We start from the raw sequence: 13,825 nt of genomic DNA, 5'->3' as shown, positions 1-13,825 counted from the left end.
CCGCTTGTTGCAATCGAAGCGGGCCATGATAAGGGGGAACATGCCGTGTCGTCTGTACGTGCGCGTATGCACGCGTATGGTGGGCCAGCCGCGGAACGCCGCCGGGCATGGCCCGGCGGACGCACAGTCAGCAGAACAGCTGCAGGACGTCCAGATCGCCGTCGGCGAGGAAATCCACGCACAGGCCCACCAGCATCAGCACGCCAGCGGTGCTGGCGCCATGGGCGATGAAGATGGAGTGGGCCAGCGCGCGCGCCGAGCGGCCCAGCTTCATGCAGACCCGGGCCAGGCTGCGCAGGCGGCCAGTGACCGCGTGCACGTGCTCGCGCACCGGCGCCTGCGCATCGCCCATCGCCTCGGCCATCATCGCCTGCAGGTGCTCGGGGCGGTCGGCGTAGTACTTGGCCACGCCATAGCCGAACATCAGCCAGTCGCGGGCCTGCGCTTCGGACAGATCCATCACTTCCAGCGGATCTTCCTCGAAGTCGATGAAACCGACCTTCTCGCCATCCCAGGTGAGATTGCGCGGCAACGGCTGACCGAAATAGGCGCCGCGCGCATGCGCTGCGGCAATGGCCAGCATGGCCGCCATCACCAGGCGGTCGCGACCGGCCTCGTCGGCTTCGCGCAGGCAGGTATTGAACGAACTGCCGTTGTCGCCGATCACCAGCGCAGCATGGCCGGTGCCCAGCACATCGGGCACGTTCACGCCCTGCGCCTGCAGTTCTGCAAGGCGACGGGCTTCGGTTTCGCGCGCGGCGTCACCGCCACGGTGCGGCGGCGGGCGCAGGGCATCCAGATGAAAACGACGGGCAACAAAATTGAGCAGGCCAAGGGCCAGCGCGCGGCTTCCCTTGCCGTACTGCTTCAGCCAGGCACGTTGCCCTTCGATGACGATGGGCTCAACCATGACAGGTCCTCCTTAAACGCGTTACGGCCCCAGAGGGGCCGCAACGACAAAGCTTCACGTTGTCGTAACTTGCACTATCAATAGCGCAGCAGAGCCGAACCCCACGTGAAGCCGCCGCCGAAGGCTTCCAGCAGCAGCAGCTGGCCACGTTCGACCTTGCCCGAGCGCACGGCGGCGTCCAGCGCCAGCGGCACCGAGCCGGACGAGGTATTGCCGTGCTTGTCGACGGTGACCACGACCTGGTCCATCGACATGTCCAGGCGCTTGGCGGTGGCTTCGATGATGCGCAGGTTGGCCTGGTGCGGAATCAGCCAATCCAGGTCGGACTTGTCCAGGCCGTTGGCAGCCAGAGTCTCGTCCACGACCGAGTCCAGCGCCTTGACGGCGTACTTGAACACGTCGTTGCCCTTCATGTTGATGGTGCCGCCGCCATTGGCGCCGTCCTTGAAGCCGGTCGAAACGCCAACCGGGTTCCACAGCAGCTCCTTCTTGCTGCCATCGGCATGCAGGTGGGTGCTGAGGATGCCGGTGTCTTCGTCGGCCTTGAGCACGACAGCACCGGCGCCATCGCCGAACAGCACGCAGGTGGTGCGATCGTTCCAGTCGACCATGCGGGTCAGCGTTTCGGTGCCGATCACCAGCACGTGCCTGCAGTCGCCGGAGCGGATGAACTTGTCGGCCACGCCCAACGCGAACACGAAGCCCGAGCAGGCGGCGTTGACGTCGAAGGCGGGGCACCCGGCCACACCGAGCTTTGCCTGGATCAGGCACGCGGTGGACGGGAAAATGAGATCAGGGGTGGTCGTGCCGACCACGATCATGTCGAGCTGCGAGGCGTCGATGCCTGCGGCTTCAAGCGCGCGCAGGGCGGCGTTGTAGCCAAGGTCGCTGGTGGTTTCGCCTTCGGCCGCGATGTGCCGCTCACGAATGCCGGTGCGCGACTGGATCCACTCATCCGAGGTTTCGACCATTTTTTCCAGGTCGGCGTTGGTCAGGACTTTTTCCGGCAAATAGCTACCGGTGCCCGCGATCCTCGAGTAGATCCGCTTGCTCATCATGTTTCCTGTTGCGCGGGCCGCCGATCACCGGCACACCCGGGAAAGAAGGCAAAGGCCGCTGCCCGGGGGCAGCGGCCTTCCCGGCACATCAATCTTCTTCGACGGCCGAGGTCTTGGTCTGGATGACCTTCTTGCCGCGGTAGAAACCATCGGCAGTGATGTGGTGACGCAGGTGCACTTCGCCGGTGGTCGGGTCGGTCGACAGCTGCTTGGCGCTCAGGGCGTCATGCGCACGACGCATGCCGCGGCGGGACGGGGTGACACGGGATTTCTGCACAGCCATGGGATTGCTCCAAACTCGGTTCGTTTTGCTTCGTCGTATCGTCGCGCAGGACGCCAGCGCCCAGCACACTTTCGCTTTCGCCGCAGCCGCCGACGACAATCCGGCTGCTATTGTTTCTTCAGTGCCGCCAACGCCGCGAACGGGTTGGCCTGCTTTGTTTCTTCTTCGCTCGGCGCCCAGTCCTTGTCGACTGCTTCACCGTCGGGCGACAGCGGCACCACAGGCACCGCCAGCACCAGCTCGTCCTCGACCAGGTCCAGCGGACGCAGCTGGCCGTCTTCCGGCACCAGCAACGCCTCGTACTCCTCCGGCAGGGACGATTCCTCGTCCTCGTCGCGGATCAGGCCAAGCCTCTGGGTCATCTTCACCGGCAACAGGAATCGCTGCATGCTGCGCTGACAGGTCAGCGGCAACGCGGTGTCGATGGTCAATTCCACATAGGATACCCGCAAGACGTCGTCGCGACCGAATTCAAGCGAGTAATTGCACTCACCGTCGGTATCTGCGACCAACCCCTGCAGGCGGGTCAATTCAGCCAGGGACACCTGACCGTCGAAGCGCCTTCGCGCTACAACCATCCGCCAGGCATCCAGCGTTTCGGGCACGTTCGCGGACATAAGCCGCTGAATACTAAGGATCGGGGCGGCGGCTGTCAAATGCCCGCCATACAGGACTTGCCGCTGGCGCTGCGGACACGCCAGACTGCCGCGCCCTGCCCCGGTATTCTCGCATGTCACTGGTCCTGGCCTCCACCTCCCGCTACCGCCGCGAGCTGCTGCAGCGATTGGGCCTTGCCTTCGACTGCGCGCGCCCGGAGGTGGATGAAACCCCGTTGAATGGCGAAGCGCCGCGGGCTCTGGCCACGCGCCTGGCTGCGGCCAAGGCCGCCGAGGTGGCTGCCCGCCATCCGGGCGCCTGGGTAATCGGCTCGGACCAGGTCGCGGACCTGAACAGCCAGCCGCTGGGCAAGCCCGGTACGGTCGAGGCCGCCTGTGCGCAGCTGGCAGCGATGTCCGGGCAGACCGTGCGCTTCCACACCGCCGTCTGTCTCAGCCGTGATGGAGAATCATTCACGGCCGTCGATCTGACCGAAGTCTGCTTCCGCGCACTGGAACCGGACGAGATCGCCCGCTACGTGACCACCGAGCAGCCACTGGACTGCGCCGGCAGCTTCAAATGCGAGGGCTTGGGCATCAGCCTGTTCGACGCCATCGACAACCGCGACCCGACCGCGCTGGTCGGCCTGCCGCTGATTGCGGTATGCGGATTGCTGCGCAGGGCGGGATACGCGGTGCCCTGAGGGCTTCCGCCAACCTGTAGAGCCGAGCCCATGCTCGGCTGCCCTTTTTGTAGAGTCGAGCCATGCTCGACTGTCTTTGGAGAAGCAGTCGAGCATGGCTCGACTCTACAAAAGCAGGACTCAACGAACTTCGAACGGCTGCTCCTGCCACTCTTCCACGCTGCCATCGCGGCCATACAGGCGCAGGCCCAGCCAATGCCTGCCCGGCGCCAGCGTGGTGGTATCCAGCGATGCGTCGAAGCCCACCGCCGGGTGCTGCGGATCGGTGCTGTCCGGCCACACGGGGCGCACGTCGAACACACGCCCATAGCGGGCGTCACCGATGGAACGGCCATCGACCAGCACTTCGACGCGTGCCAGGCCGACGCCATCCTTGAACGCCCAGCCCTTGATCGCGAACGTGCCGGACACCTTCTCGCCATTGGACGGCGCATCCAGCCACGCCATCGCCGGCGTCACGCACGGCCCTTCCGCGCGCTGCACCGGCAGGCGGAACAACAGGAAGCGCTGGAACCCGTGATCACTGCTGACCACGCGTGGCGCCGGCATCGGCCCCACCTGATCGCAGATGGCGTGATAGCGCTCCAGCAGTTCGCGATAGCGCTGGTCGCTGGGTGACAGCACCAGCAGCATCGGCGCCGTGCGCTCGCCCTCATGCAGCAGGCCCCACTGTGCCAGCTGCGCGGTGCGGCCATGCTTGTCATTGAGCGGATGCGGCAGCACCTCGATGTTGCCATTGCCCAGCTGGAAGCCCAGTTCGGCGCCGACCTTGAAGTTGCCGGCCAGCACGCGCGTCCCTTCCGGCATCTGCCGAAGCTCTTCATGGACCGCTACGGCCAGTGGTTGCCAGCCAGCGAAATTGCGCGGGTAGTACTTGCTGCCGGCCATCTGCTCGCGCAGTGCCGGCGTGGATGCCATCAGGTAGTAGCCGAACGCCAGCACCATGCCCGCGCCTGCCAGCCACCAGCCGGTGCGGCGCAGCCAGCGCGGCCAGCCGTTGAGCACTACCGGCACCGCCACCAGCAGTGCGAGGTAGCCCGGCAGCGGCCAATGGAAACTGATCCGCTCGACGTCAGTGAAGAAGCCAAGCACGAAAATGCCCAACGTGGATACGCCGCCCACCAGGCCGAAATAGCGCCACTGCACGCGCGCACCGCCACCGCTCCGGGTTCCTGCCAGCGCCACCTTCCACATCGCCATGCACAGGATCGGCGTCACCAGCATCGGCTGGATCACCAGGAACCACAGCCCGCCCCATTCAAAGGCCCAGGGATGACGCTCGACCACCTGGAATTTCAGACCGGCATCGTGGTTGTCCGCATTCCACGCCAGCAGTGGCAGCCATGCCAGCACGCCCACCGCCAGTGCGACCCACACGCGCGGATCGGCCAGCATGCGCCGCCCCTGCGGCAATGCCAGCAGCGCGATGAAACCGACGCCGATGACACCGATGAAACGGTAGTGGCTGAGCGCACCGATCAGCAGGCCCAGCGCCAGCTTCATCGCCGAGGAGGCATCCACGTTGTGCAGCAGGCGCGCACCGGCGTGCAGGCAGATCACCGCCGCCAGCGCCATCGGCACGTCGGGTACCGCCAGCAGGCCCAGCGTCGCCGACAACGGCATCAACAGCGTGAGGCTGCCCGCCTGCCAACCCGCCACATTGCCGAACCAGCGCGTGGCCGTGCGCACCACCAGCAGCGGCAACAGCGCACCGATGGCCAGGAACGGCAGGCGCAGCGCAAGCACGTGATGACCGCCGAGCTCCACGCCCAGGCGGGCCAGCCAGGCGGTCAACCCGGGCAGATCCGAATAGGCCGCGGCCAGATGCTGGCCTTCCTGCCAATAGAACGCTTCGTCGACGAACAGCGGCAAGCGCGCGGCAACGATCAGCTTGGCCGCTGTGACCAGCGTCCATAACCAGAGAAATATCGTCCGTGCGCGCTGTTCGCCTTGCATTGCTCTATGGATAATCGAGTGGATTCCAGATCTGAGACGATCATGCCAGCTTCGTCCCCCAACCCCAGCATGCTAACCGATCAATTGCGTCAGGCCCTGCGGGAGGCACAGGATCAGGTGAACGCACTGGTACTGGGCAAGGTGCCGGAAGTCAGGCTGGCGTTCGTCGCATTGCTGTCCGGCGGTCACCTGCTGATCGAAGATCTGCCCGGCCTGGGCAAGACCACGCTGGCGCATGCGCTGGCCAGCAGCCTCGGCCTCAGCTTCCAGCGCGTGCAGTTCACCTCCGATCTGTTGCCCGCCGATGTGCTGGGCGTGTCGGTGTATGAAGCCGGCAGCCGTCAGTTCCAGTTCCACCCCGGCCCGGTGTTCACCCACGTACTGCTGGCCGACGAGATCAACCGCGCACCACCGCGCACGCAGAGCGCGTTGCTGGAAGCGATGGCCGAGCAGCAGGTCACCCTGGATGGACAGACGCATCCGCTGCCCGACCCGTTCTTCGTGATCGCCACGCAGAACCCGGTCGACCTGTCCGGCACCTTCCCGTTGCCGGATTCGCAGCTGGATCGTTTCCTGCTGCGGCTGGCGATGGGCTACCCGAGCGCGCAGGCCGAGCGCGAGCTGCTGCGTGGCAGCGACCGTCGCGACCTGATCGCGCGTGCCGTACCGAAACTGGATGACACCCAGGTGCGCGCGCTGCGCGACGCAGTGAACCAGGTGCATGCCAGCGACGCGCTGATCGACTATGTGCAGGCGCTGCTGACCCGCAGCCGCCAGCATGCCGGTGTGCGCGTGGGCCTGTCGCCACGTGCGGGCCTGGCGCTGCTGCGCGCGGCCAAGGCACATGCACTGCTGCTGGGGCGCGGCCATGTGGTGCCCGAAGACGTGCAGACCCTGTTCGTGGCGGTGGCCGGTCACCGACTGGTGGCGGAAGCCGAATCCAGTTCGGGTCCGGCACTGGCGCGCGCGATCCTGCAGACCGTCGCGGTGGACTGAGCGTGGCCACACGCTGGGCACGCATGCAGCTGCTGGCTCGGCCACGCAGGCCCGAAGCCTTGCCGAGGCGGCTGGACCGCCATCGCATCTATGTGCTGCCCACCCGCTTCGGCCTGTTCGTTGCCACCCTGCTGGCGGCCATGCTGCTGGGCGCACTGAACTACAACAACAACCCGGCGCTGCTGCTGGCCCTGCTGCTCGCGGCAGCAGCAATCGCCAGTGCCATTGCCGCGCATCTCCAGTTGTCCGGCGTGCAGATCGATGCGATCTCCGCCGAGCCGGTAGCGGCCGGGCAACCATTGCGTCTGCGCGTGGACCTCTCACTGCGTGACCCGCGTGCGCGGCACGGCCTGCATCTGCAGCTGGGTGACAGCAACGCCTGGACCTCGCTGCCTGCGCACGGCCGTGGCGAAGTGGAACTGGACGTCCCCAGCGAGCGCCGTGGCTGGCTGGAACTGCCGCGCATCCGACTGTCCACCACCCAGCCGCTGGGCCTGGTGCGGGCGTGGTCGTGGGTGTGGCCGGAACAGCCGCTGCTGGTCTACCCGCTGGCCGAAGCCGTGGCGCCTGCACTGCCGGAGAGCGGCAGCGATCCGCTGCACACCCGCGCCCATGCCAGCGGCGAGGAACTGCATCAGCTACGCCCCTACCGGGCCGGCGATGCGCCGCGCAGCATTTCCTGGAAGCACTCGGCACGCCGCGACAGCCTGCTGGTGCGCGAGTACGAAAAGCCGGTCGGCATCGAAGTGATCCTCGACTGGCGCGCATTGGCGCCGTTGGGCCATGAAGCACGCATCGCTCGATTGGCGCGCTGGGTGGATGTGGCCGAGCGCGAGGGCCGCCGCTACACCCTGCTGCTGCCTGCACACCCGCCGTTCGGGCCCGGTCAGGGCGCCAGCCACCATCACCTGTGCCTGCGCGCGCTGGCGCTGATGCCGCATGACTGAGACCCCGGCCCTGCTCGACCGCAATGCCCGCAACTGGACCCTGGCCAGCGCGGCGCTGGCCTTGTTGCCGTTGCTGCTGCAGCTGCCGCCACTGCTGGCTGGTGTGATCGCGCTGGCGGCGATCATCACCGCCGCCCTGTCGTGGCGGACAGTGTTGCCGATGCCGGTACGCCTGCTGCTGGTGCTGGGCATGCTCGGCGCCATCGTCTGGCAGATGGGCATGGTGCGCCCCGGGCGCGATACCGGTTGCGCACTGCTGGCCGCGATGCTGGCGATCAAGTCCAGCGAGCTGCGCAGCCTGCGTGATGCCCGCAGCCTGCTCGGCTTCGCGCTGTTCTCGCCCTTTGCAGCATTCCTGCTCGACCAGGGGCCGCTGACAACCGCGCTGGCCGCGCTGGCCGGGGGCAGCGCACTGATCGCGCTGCAACGCCTGGCCCAGGATGAAGGTCATGCCGGCCGCCTGCCACTGCGCGGGCAGCTGCATGGTGTCGGCCGCCTGTTGGCGATCGGCCTGCCGCTGGCATTGGCCTGTTTCTGGCTGTTCCCGCGCCTGGCCACGCCACTGTGGGGTGTTCCCGAGCGCGCCGTGGGTACGCCGGGGTTGTCCGACAGCATGGAGCCCGGCCAGTGGTTGGACCTGATGGCCGACGACAGCCCGGCGCTGCGCGTGCAGTTCTTCGGCACTCCACCCGAGCCGGCGCAGCGTTACTGGCGCGGCCCTGTACTGACCGCCTTCGATGGACGGCGCTGGACACGCGACCGCGCCAGCGCGCGGCGGCCTGCTGCGGTGGTTGAAGCAAGTACACAGGGCTGGGATTACCAGATCGACTACGAGCCGACCGACCGCCGCCAGCTGGTGGCGCTGGACCTGCCCAGCCGCGCGCCTGCAGGCAGCATGCTGGATGCGGACATGAGCCTGAGCAGCGAACGCCCGCTGGCCTCGCTCAGCCGCTGGCGGTTGCATTCAGCCCCTCCACTGCGTTTCGACAGCACGCTGTCGCCCTATCTGCGCCGCGCGACGCTGCAGCTGCCGACCGGCTTCAACCCGCGCACCGCCACGTTGGCGCAGCAATGGCGACAGGAGGCTGGCAGCGATGACGAGGCCATCGTGCGCCGCGCGCTGCAGTGGATCACCACCGACTTCTCGTACACGCTGGACACCCCTGCGGCGGGACGCGACCCGATCGACGAGTTCCTGTTCGGCTACAAGGCCGGCTTCTGTGAACACTTCAGCTCGGCCTTCGTGGTGCTGATGCGCAACGCCGGCGTCCCGGCGCGGGTGGTGACCGGTTTCGCCGGCGGCACCCGCAACCGCATCGGCGACTACTGGGTAGTGCGGCGAATGGATGCCCACGCCTGGGCCGAGGTGTGGCTGCCGCAGCGCGGCTGGGTCCGGGTCGACCCGACCGCAGCCGTGGCACCGGAACGCATCCTGGACACACTGGATGACCGCCTGCAGGCCGGCACGGACACGCCACTGCAGCAGCGTTGGCTGCAGCTGGGCCAGCTGGGCGACTGGCTGCGCCGCGGCTGGAACGACCTGGTGCTGTCATTCGATGCGCGCCGCCAGCAACAGCTGCTCAAGCCGTTCGGGCTGGACGATCTGGGCCCCGGGCAGCTGGTCGCTGGCTTCGTGGTGGCCGCACTGCTGGCGCTGGCGTGGATGGCCTGGCTGCTGGCCCGTGGCGAGCGCGAACGCGACCCTCTGCTGCGCGCCTGGCACCGGCTCGGACGGCGCTACGCCCGCCTCGGCCTGGCCCGTGAACCGCACGAAACCGCCCAGGACTGGGCACAGCGCGTACACCGGCAGCGTCCTGACCCGGCCCTGCTCGCGCTCAGCCAGCGTTTCGCTGATGCGCGTTACGCTGGAACTTGCACCGACCTCGCTTCATTATTGCGGGACCTGCGCAGGCATCGCCCGACTTCCGGAGCCTCCCCATGAACACCAAGTTCCTTCTCACCGCTGTGGCCACGCTGGCCCTGTCGGCCTGCGCCACGGCCCCCAAGCCGCTGCAGGGACAGTTCAGCCTGGTCTCTCCTCGCGATTCAGTCGCTACCCAGCAGGTCGGCACGCCGGTCCGTTGGGGCGGTCGCATCATCGAAACCAAGCCCGGCCAGGGGGAGACCTGCTTCCAGATCATCTCGCGCCCGCTCAATGGCAGTGGCCGCCCGAACACCACTTCGTCCGATGCCAGCGACGGTCGTTTCATCGCCTGCCGTGCCGGCTTCTACGACCCGGCGGTGTTCGAAGCCGGTCGTGACGTGACCTTCATCGGCAAGATCGACGGCTACCAGAACACCCGCATCGGCGAATACGACTACCGCCTGCCGAAGCTGTCGGCCGATGTGATCTACCTGTGGCCGGAACAGCGCCAGGTCGACGTGGTGCCCTACCCCTATGGCCCGTGGGGCCCGAGCCCGTATGGCCCGTACTGGGGCGGCTATGGTCGCTGGGGCTGGTGGTGATCATCACCGCACAGGCATGACGGAAAAGGCCGCCCTCGGGCGGCCTTTTTCATCCACGCCGGGATACGGTAGATCCACGCCATGCGTGGATAGGGGCTTCAACGCCCCGGGGTACCGAAGTGCCCCAGCGGCGCACCGGCCAGCAGGTGCATGTGGATATGGAACACGGTCTGCCCGGCATCCTCGCGGCAGTTCATCACGATGCGGTAGCCGTCCTGAGCAAAGCCCTCGCGGCGCGCATACACGGCGGCAGCCAGCGCCAGCTTGCCGATCAGGTGCGCCTGCGACGGCTGCAGGTCATCCAGGGTCGGAATGATCTCGTTCTTCGGAATGAACAGCACGTGCACCGGCGCCTGCGGTGCGATGTCCTTGAAGCCCAGCACCTCGTCATCCTCGTAGACGATGGTGGCCGGGATCTCGCGACGGATGATCTTGCTGAAGAGGGTTTCGTTGCTCATGATCGGCCTCGGCGGGTATGTCGTCCGCATTGTAGGCCGCCCGCGCCCGGCCATGCCGGCCGTTGCTCAATCGCGGAATTCGCTGCGGGTCCCGAACGCGTGCGACAGCGTGCCACGATCGACGTATTCCAGTTCACCGCCCAGCGGCAGGCCCTGCGCCAGGCGGCTGGGCTGCACCTTGCGTGCGCGCGCCAGCTGCGCCAGGTAATGCGCGGTGGCCTCCCCCTCCACAGTGGCGCTGGTGGCGATGATCAGCTCCTGCACCTCGCCTTCGGCCAGCCGCCGCTCCAATTGCTCCAGGCCCAGCTCGCGCGGGCCGATGCCATCGAGCGGCGACAGCCGCCCCTGCAGCACGAAGTAGACACCGCGGAAACCTGTGGCGTTTTCGATGGCCAGGCGGTCGGCCGGCGATTCGACCACGCACAGCTGGCTGCGTTCGCGGCTGCTGTTGGCACAGGTCGGGCACAACTCGGTTTCGCTGAAGTCGCGGCATTGCGAGCAGTGGCCAATGCGCTCCACCGCCAGCGCCAGGGTTTCGGCCAGGCGCTGGCCACCTTCGCGCTCGCGCTCGAGCAGGTGGTAGGCCATGCGCTGCGCCGTCTTCTGGCCCACGCCAGGCAGCACCCGCAGTGCGTCGATCAATTGTTCAAGCAGGGGTGCGGACACGGCGGCAGGCTTTCATTGCGTCGAGCAGGCTCGACGGCTGTTTGTAGAGTCGAGCCATGCTCGACTGAAGGTTGGAGCAGTCGAGCAAGCTCGACTCTACGGGATCCGTGGCACCCGGTTACACGGGTGCCACGCTGAAAATCAGAACGGCAGCTTCATGCCCGGCGGCAGCTGCATGCCGGCGGTGGCCGAACCCATCTTCGACTTCGACTCGGCATCGATCTTGTTCGAGGCATCGTTGAAGGCGGCGGCGATCAGGTCTTCCAGCATCTCCGGGTCGCTGGCCAGCGACGGGTCGATGCGCACCTTGCGGCATTCCTTGGCGCCGGTCAGAGTCACGCTGACCATGCCGCCACCGGCGCTGCCGGTCACTTCGATCTTGGCGATTTCTTCCTGGGCCTTCTGCAGGTTTTCCTGCATCTTCTGGGCCTGCTGCATCAGTTGGGCGATGTTGCCGCGCATAGTGTCCTACTCGTCAAAAGAACGGATGGAATCGGAAACAACCCGGGCGCCGTGCTGTTGGATCAGCACCTGCACTTCCGGATCGTCCATGAAAACAGCCTCTGCCACCTGCTGCCGCTCGCCACGCTGGCGATCGGCACGCTGGTGCAGGGTCTCGGCCGGAACGTGTTCGGTTTCCACGGTCTCGACCACGATCTTCGGCGCCTGGCCGAGGGCCTTCTCCAGCATCTCGCCCAGGGCGGCCAGCGCGCGCTCCGAGCGCAGATATTCAAATCCGGGCGAAAGACCCAGTTTCAAGGTCCCGTGCTGGCAACTGATGAAGGCGGCGTTGGCGGCCAACTGCCGCGACGGGCCGCTCAGGCCACTGTTGGCGACCAGATCCAGCCAATCCTCGGCGCTGGCCAGATCGCTGACACCTTCCTGCGGCACGGCATCACGTGCCGGGGCCGGCTCGGCCGGCGCGATGGCAATGCCTTCAGTGCGGAACGGGCGCTCGAGCGGCGCAGGCTCGCTGGGAGCCGCGACGGGAGCTGGCGGTTCATGCCAGGGCGCCACCATGGCAGCGTCCGGCCCAGCCATCTCGGCCGCCAGCGCCTCGTCACGCGCCTCGGCTTCGTCGGTGGCCCACGGCGGCAGGTCGTCGCCCGCTTCGGCTTCAACGGATGCCGGTGCCGCTGCTTCGGCCTTCACCGGCGGCGGTGACACGGGCTCTTCCACCGGAACCGGCTCGGGCTCAGGGGTCGGGTCCGGTTCGGGTCGTGGGGCCGGCTCAGGTTCGGGTTCAGGTTCGCGCGGCGCGGCCTGCGCCGGAGCGGCCACCTGCGCTACTACGGCCGGGCTTGCCGAAGTGGCGGCAGCAACCGGTGTCGCTTCGTGGGTACCCGTACCGCTGCCACCACCGGCAGCATTGCCACCCGGCGCATTGCCTGCACCGTCCACCGACTTCGGCACCGGCGGGACCGCCGCGGCCGGGCGGAACGCCAGCATGCGCAGCACAGCCATTTCAAAGCCCGCGCGCGGGCTAGGCGCCAGCGGCAGGTCACGACGGCCGTTCAAGGCCATCTGATACCAGAGCTGCACCACTTCCGGACGCAGGCGTTCGGCGAACACCGTCGCGTCCAGGCCTTCGGCAGCCGCTGCGGCACCCGGTACCAGCTGCTGCACCTGGATGCGATGCAGGCCTTCGGCCAGCGCTTCCAGCACGCCGCTCCAGTCCGGCGAGAACTCCGCCAGCGCAGCCACTACCTGCAACAGGCGCGGACCATCGCCTTCGGCCAGCGCATCGAGCATCGCTGCCACCTGGGTGCGGTCGACCGTGCCCAGCATGGTGCGCACCACGTCCTCGCGCAGCGCGCCGCCGGCGTAGGCGATCGCCTGGTCCAGCAGCGACAGGCCGTCACGCAGGCTGCCGTCGGCGGCCTTGGCCAGCTGCACGATGGCGCTGCCGTCGGCCTCGATTTCCTCAGCCGCCAGGATGCGGGTCATCTGGCCCTGGATCTGATCCTCGTCCAGGCGCTTGAGGTTGAACTGCAGGCAGCGGCTGAGCACGGTGACCGGCAGCTTCTGCGGGTCGGTGGTGGCCAGCAGGAACTTCACGTGCTCCGGCGGCTCTTCCAGCGTCTTCAGCAGCGCGTTGAACGCCGCCTTGGACAGCATGTGCACTTCGTCGATCAGGTAGACCTTGTACTTGCCACGCGAGGGCATGTACTGCGCGTTCTCGATCACCTCGCGCACGTCATCCACACCGGTGTTGGACGCGGCGTCGATTTCCAGCAGGTCGATGTAGCGGCCAGCGTCGATGTCCAGGCAGGCCGCGCACTGGCCGCATGGGTCTGCGCTGGTGCCCTGCTCGCAGTTCAGCGACTTGGCGAAGATGCGCGCGATGGTGGTCTTGCCCACGCCGCGGGTACCGGTGAACAGGAACGCATGGTGGACCCGGCCGCTGTCCAGCGCGTTGCTGAGCGCACGGACCACGTGTTCCTGGCCCACCAGCTCGGCAAAACGCTTCGGACGCCACTTGCGGGCAAGGACGAGATAGGACATCAGGCCACCGTTTTCCATCGGATGTTCCATTGTGCCATGCCTGTCCAGCCCCCTCGCCTCCGGCACGTCCTTCGCAGGTTCCTGACCGGGGTGCTTGTGAAGTGCCGCGCAGCCCGCTAGAATCTGCGCCCCTGCTGAGGCGTTTGCCGATGGCAGGGATCCGGAGAGGTGTCCGAGTGGTTGAAGGAGCACGCCTGGAAAGTGTGTAAGCGTCTAAACCGCGCTTCGGGGGTTCGAATCCCCCTCTCTCCGCCAGACTCTGCAAACCCCTGAGAAATCA

14 protein-coding genes and 1 tRNA gene are annotated in these 13,825 nt (G+C 67.1%); 6 read left to right on the top strand and 9 right to left on the bottom strand.

Annotation, left to right across the window (positions count from 1 at the left end; translation table 11 throughout):
- Positions 1-127: 127 nt before the first annotated feature.
- The 4 genes from ACZK45_RS04590 to ACZK45_RS04575 all read right to left on the bottom strand — a co-directional run bounded on the left by ACZK45_RS04590 (position 128) and on the right by ACZK45_RS04575 (position 2,868).
- Positions 128-910, bottom strand: coding sequence for a BUD32 family EKC/KEOPS complex subunit (locus ACZK45_RS04590; protein ID WP_032127765.1), 783 nt, complete (start codon positions 908-910; stop codon positions 128-130).
- Positions 911-987: 77 nt separating this feature from the next.
- A complete protein-coding gene (locus tag ACZK45_RS04585; RefSeq protein WP_032127766.1) occupies positions 988-1,965 on the bottom strand; it encodes a beta-ketoacyl-ACP synthase III in 978 nt (325 codons plus the stop codon).
- Positions 1,966-2,056: 91 nt separating this feature from the next.
- Positions 2,057-2,251: a 50S ribosomal protein L32 gene (gene rpmF / locus ACZK45_RS04580; protein WP_004154640.1), complete on the bottom strand. Its 195-nt coding sequence runs from the start codon at positions 2,249-2,251 to the stop codon at positions 2,057-2,059.
- A gap of 107 nt (positions 2,252-2,358) precedes the next feature.
- Positions 2,359-2,868 carry a YceD family protein gene (locus tag ACZK45_RS04575; protein WP_032127767.1) on the bottom strand — a complete coding sequence of 170 codons (510 nt, stop codon included), beginning with the start codon at positions 2,866-2,868 and terminating at the stop codon, positions 2,359-2,361.
- Between the two features lie 113 nt (positions 2,869-2,981).
- Here ACZK45_RS04575 and ACZK45_RS04570 point away from each other — a divergent pair, with 113 nt between their 5' ends.
- Positions 2,982-3,551, top strand: coding sequence for a Maf family protein (locus ACZK45_RS04570; RefSeq protein ID WP_125895272.1), 570 nt, complete (start codon positions 2,982-2,984; stop codon positions 3,549-3,551).
- A 120-nt stretch (positions 3,552-3,671) separates the two neighbouring features.
- On the opposite strand, the gene ACZK45_RS04565 is transcribed toward ACZK45_RS04570, so the two are convergent.
- Entirely contained in the window at positions 3,672-5,507 is a 1,836-nt protein-coding gene (locus tag ACZK45_RS04565; protein ID WP_253143542.1) for a glycosyltransferase family 39 protein, read from the bottom strand.
- 42 nt (positions 5,508-5,549) lie between these two features.
- Between ACZK45_RS04565 and ACZK45_RS04560 the strand changes: the two genes are divergently transcribed.
- The 4 genes from ACZK45_RS04560 to ACZK45_RS04545 are packed head-to-tail and all read left to right on the top strand — an operon-like array spanning position 5,550 to position 9,916.
- Positions 5,550-6,503, top strand: a complete 954-nt coding sequence (locus tag ACZK45_RS04560) for an AAA family ATPase (RefSeq protein WP_049400642.1) — start codon at positions 5,550-5,552, stop codon at positions 6,501-6,503.
- 23 nt (positions 6,504-6,526) lie between these two features.
- Positions 6,527-7,450: a DUF58 domain-containing protein gene (locus ACZK45_RS04555; RefSeq protein WP_164171388.1), complete on the top strand. Its 924-nt coding sequence runs from the start codon at positions 6,527-6,529 to the stop codon at positions 7,448-7,450.
- Positions 7,443-9,392 (top strand): transglutaminase TgpA family protein, encoded by a 1,950-nt coding sequence (locus ACZK45_RS04550; RefSeq protein ID WP_149908909.1) that lies wholly within the window; start codon positions 7,443-7,445, stop codon positions 9,390-9,392. Before ACZK45_RS04555 ends, ACZK45_RS04550 begins: the two co-directional genes overlap by 8 nt.
- Positions 9,389-9,916, top strand: coding sequence for a Slp family lipoprotein (locus ACZK45_RS04545; RefSeq protein ID WP_032127773.1), 528 nt, complete (start codon positions 9,389-9,391; stop codon positions 9,914-9,916). Before ACZK45_RS04550 ends, ACZK45_RS04545 begins: the two co-directional genes overlap by 4 nt.
- 98 nt (positions 9,917-10,014) lie before the next feature.
- On the opposite strand, the gene ACZK45_RS04540 is transcribed toward ACZK45_RS04545, so the two are convergent.
- The 4 genes from ACZK45_RS04540 to dnaX form a co-directional block, all read right to left on the bottom strand.
- Complete coding sequence (locus ACZK45_RS04540) at positions 10,015-10,374, bottom strand: histidine triad nucleotide-binding protein (protein ID WP_478445513.1); 360 nt, start codon at positions 10,372-10,374, stop codon at positions 10,015-10,017.
- Positions 10,375-10,440: 66 nt separating this feature from the next.
- Positions 10,441-11,040, bottom strand: coding sequence for a recombination mediator RecR (gene recR / locus ACZK45_RS04535; protein WP_121504037.1), 600 nt, complete (start codon positions 11,038-11,040; stop codon positions 10,441-10,443).
- Between the two features lie 141 nt (positions 11,041-11,181).
- Positions 11,182-11,502 (bottom strand): YbaB/EbfC family nucleoid-associated protein, encoded by a 321-nt coding sequence (locus ACZK45_RS04530; RefSeq protein WP_004154630.1) that lies wholly within the window; start codon positions 11,500-11,502, stop codon positions 11,182-11,184.
- A gap of 6 nt (positions 11,503-11,508) precedes the next feature.
- On the bottom strand, positions 11,509-13,563 hold the full coding sequence (dnaX, locus tag ACZK45_RS04525; protein ID WP_125894625.1) for a DNA polymerase III subunit gamma/tau: 2,055 nt from the start codon (positions 13,561-13,563) through the stop codon (positions 11,509-11,511).
- Positions 13,564-13,707: 144 nt separating this feature from the next.
- Between dnaX and ACZK45_RS04520 the strand changes: the two genes are divergently transcribed.
- Positions 13,708-13,800, top strand: a tRNA-Ser gene (locus ACZK45_RS04520).
- The last annotated feature ends 25 nt before the right edge of the window (positions 13,801-13,825 follow it).

The sequence above is a fragment of the Stenotrophomonas sp. 63632_Sma genome, assembly GCF_056482875.1.
The sequence above is the reverse complement of the archived record's forward strand: the minus strand, read 5'-3'. Positions and strand labels throughout refer to the sequence as shown.

Bases quoted from the DNA above. Each gene is read 5' to 3' on its own strand.
- ACZK45_RS04585 (WP_032127766.1), bottom strand. From the start codon at position 1,965: ATGAGCAAGCGGATCTACTCGAGGATCGCGGGCACCGGTAGCTATTTG.
- ACZK45_RS04575 (WP_032127767.1), bottom strand. From the start codon at position 2,868: ATGTCCGCGAACGTGCCCGAAACGCTGGATGCCTGGCGGATGGTTGTA.
- ACZK45_RS04560 (WP_049400642.1), top strand. From the start codon at position 5,550: ATGCCAGCTTCGTCCCCCAACCCCAGCATGCTAACCGATCAATTGCGT.
- ACZK45_RS04570 (WP_125895272.1), top strand. From the start codon at position 2,982: ATGTCACTGGTCCTGGCCTCCACCTCCCGCTACCGCCGCGAGCTGCTG.
- ACZK45_RS04550 (WP_149908909.1), top strand. From the start codon at position 7,443: ATGACTGAGACCCCGGCCCTGCTCGACCGCAATGCCCGCAACTGGACC.
- ACZK45_RS04565 (WP_253143542.1), bottom strand. From the start codon at position 5,507: ATGCAAGGCGAACAGCGCGCACGGACGATATTTCTCTGGTTATGGACG.
- ACZK45_RS04545 (WP_032127773.1), top strand. From the start codon at position 9,389: ATGAACACCAAGTTCCTTCTCACCGCTGTGGCCACGCTGGCCCTGTCG.
- rpmF (WP_004154640.1), bottom strand. From the start codon at position 2,251: ATGGCTGTGCAGAAATCCCGTGTCACCCCGTCCCGCCGCGGCATGCGT.
- ACZK45_RS04530 (WP_004154630.1), bottom strand. From the start codon at position 11,502: ATGCGCGGCAACATCGCCCAACTGATGCAGCAGGCCCAGAAGATGCAG.
- ACZK45_RS04555 (WP_164171388.1), top strand. From the start codon at position 6,527: ATGCAGCTGCTGGCTCGGCCACGCAGGCCCGAAGCCTTGCCGAGGCGG.
- ACZK45_RS04540 (WP_478445513.1), bottom strand. From the start codon at position 10,374: ATGAGCAACGAAACCCTCTTCAGCAAGATCATCCGTCGCGAGATCCCG.
- ACZK45_RS04590 (WP_032127765.1), bottom strand. From the start codon at position 910: ATGGTTGAGCCCATCGTCATCGAAGGGCAACGTGCCTGGCTGAAGCAG.
- dnaX (WP_125894625.1), bottom strand. From the start codon at position 13,563: ATGGAAAACGGTGGCCTGATGTCCTATCTCGTCCTTGCCCGCAAGTGG.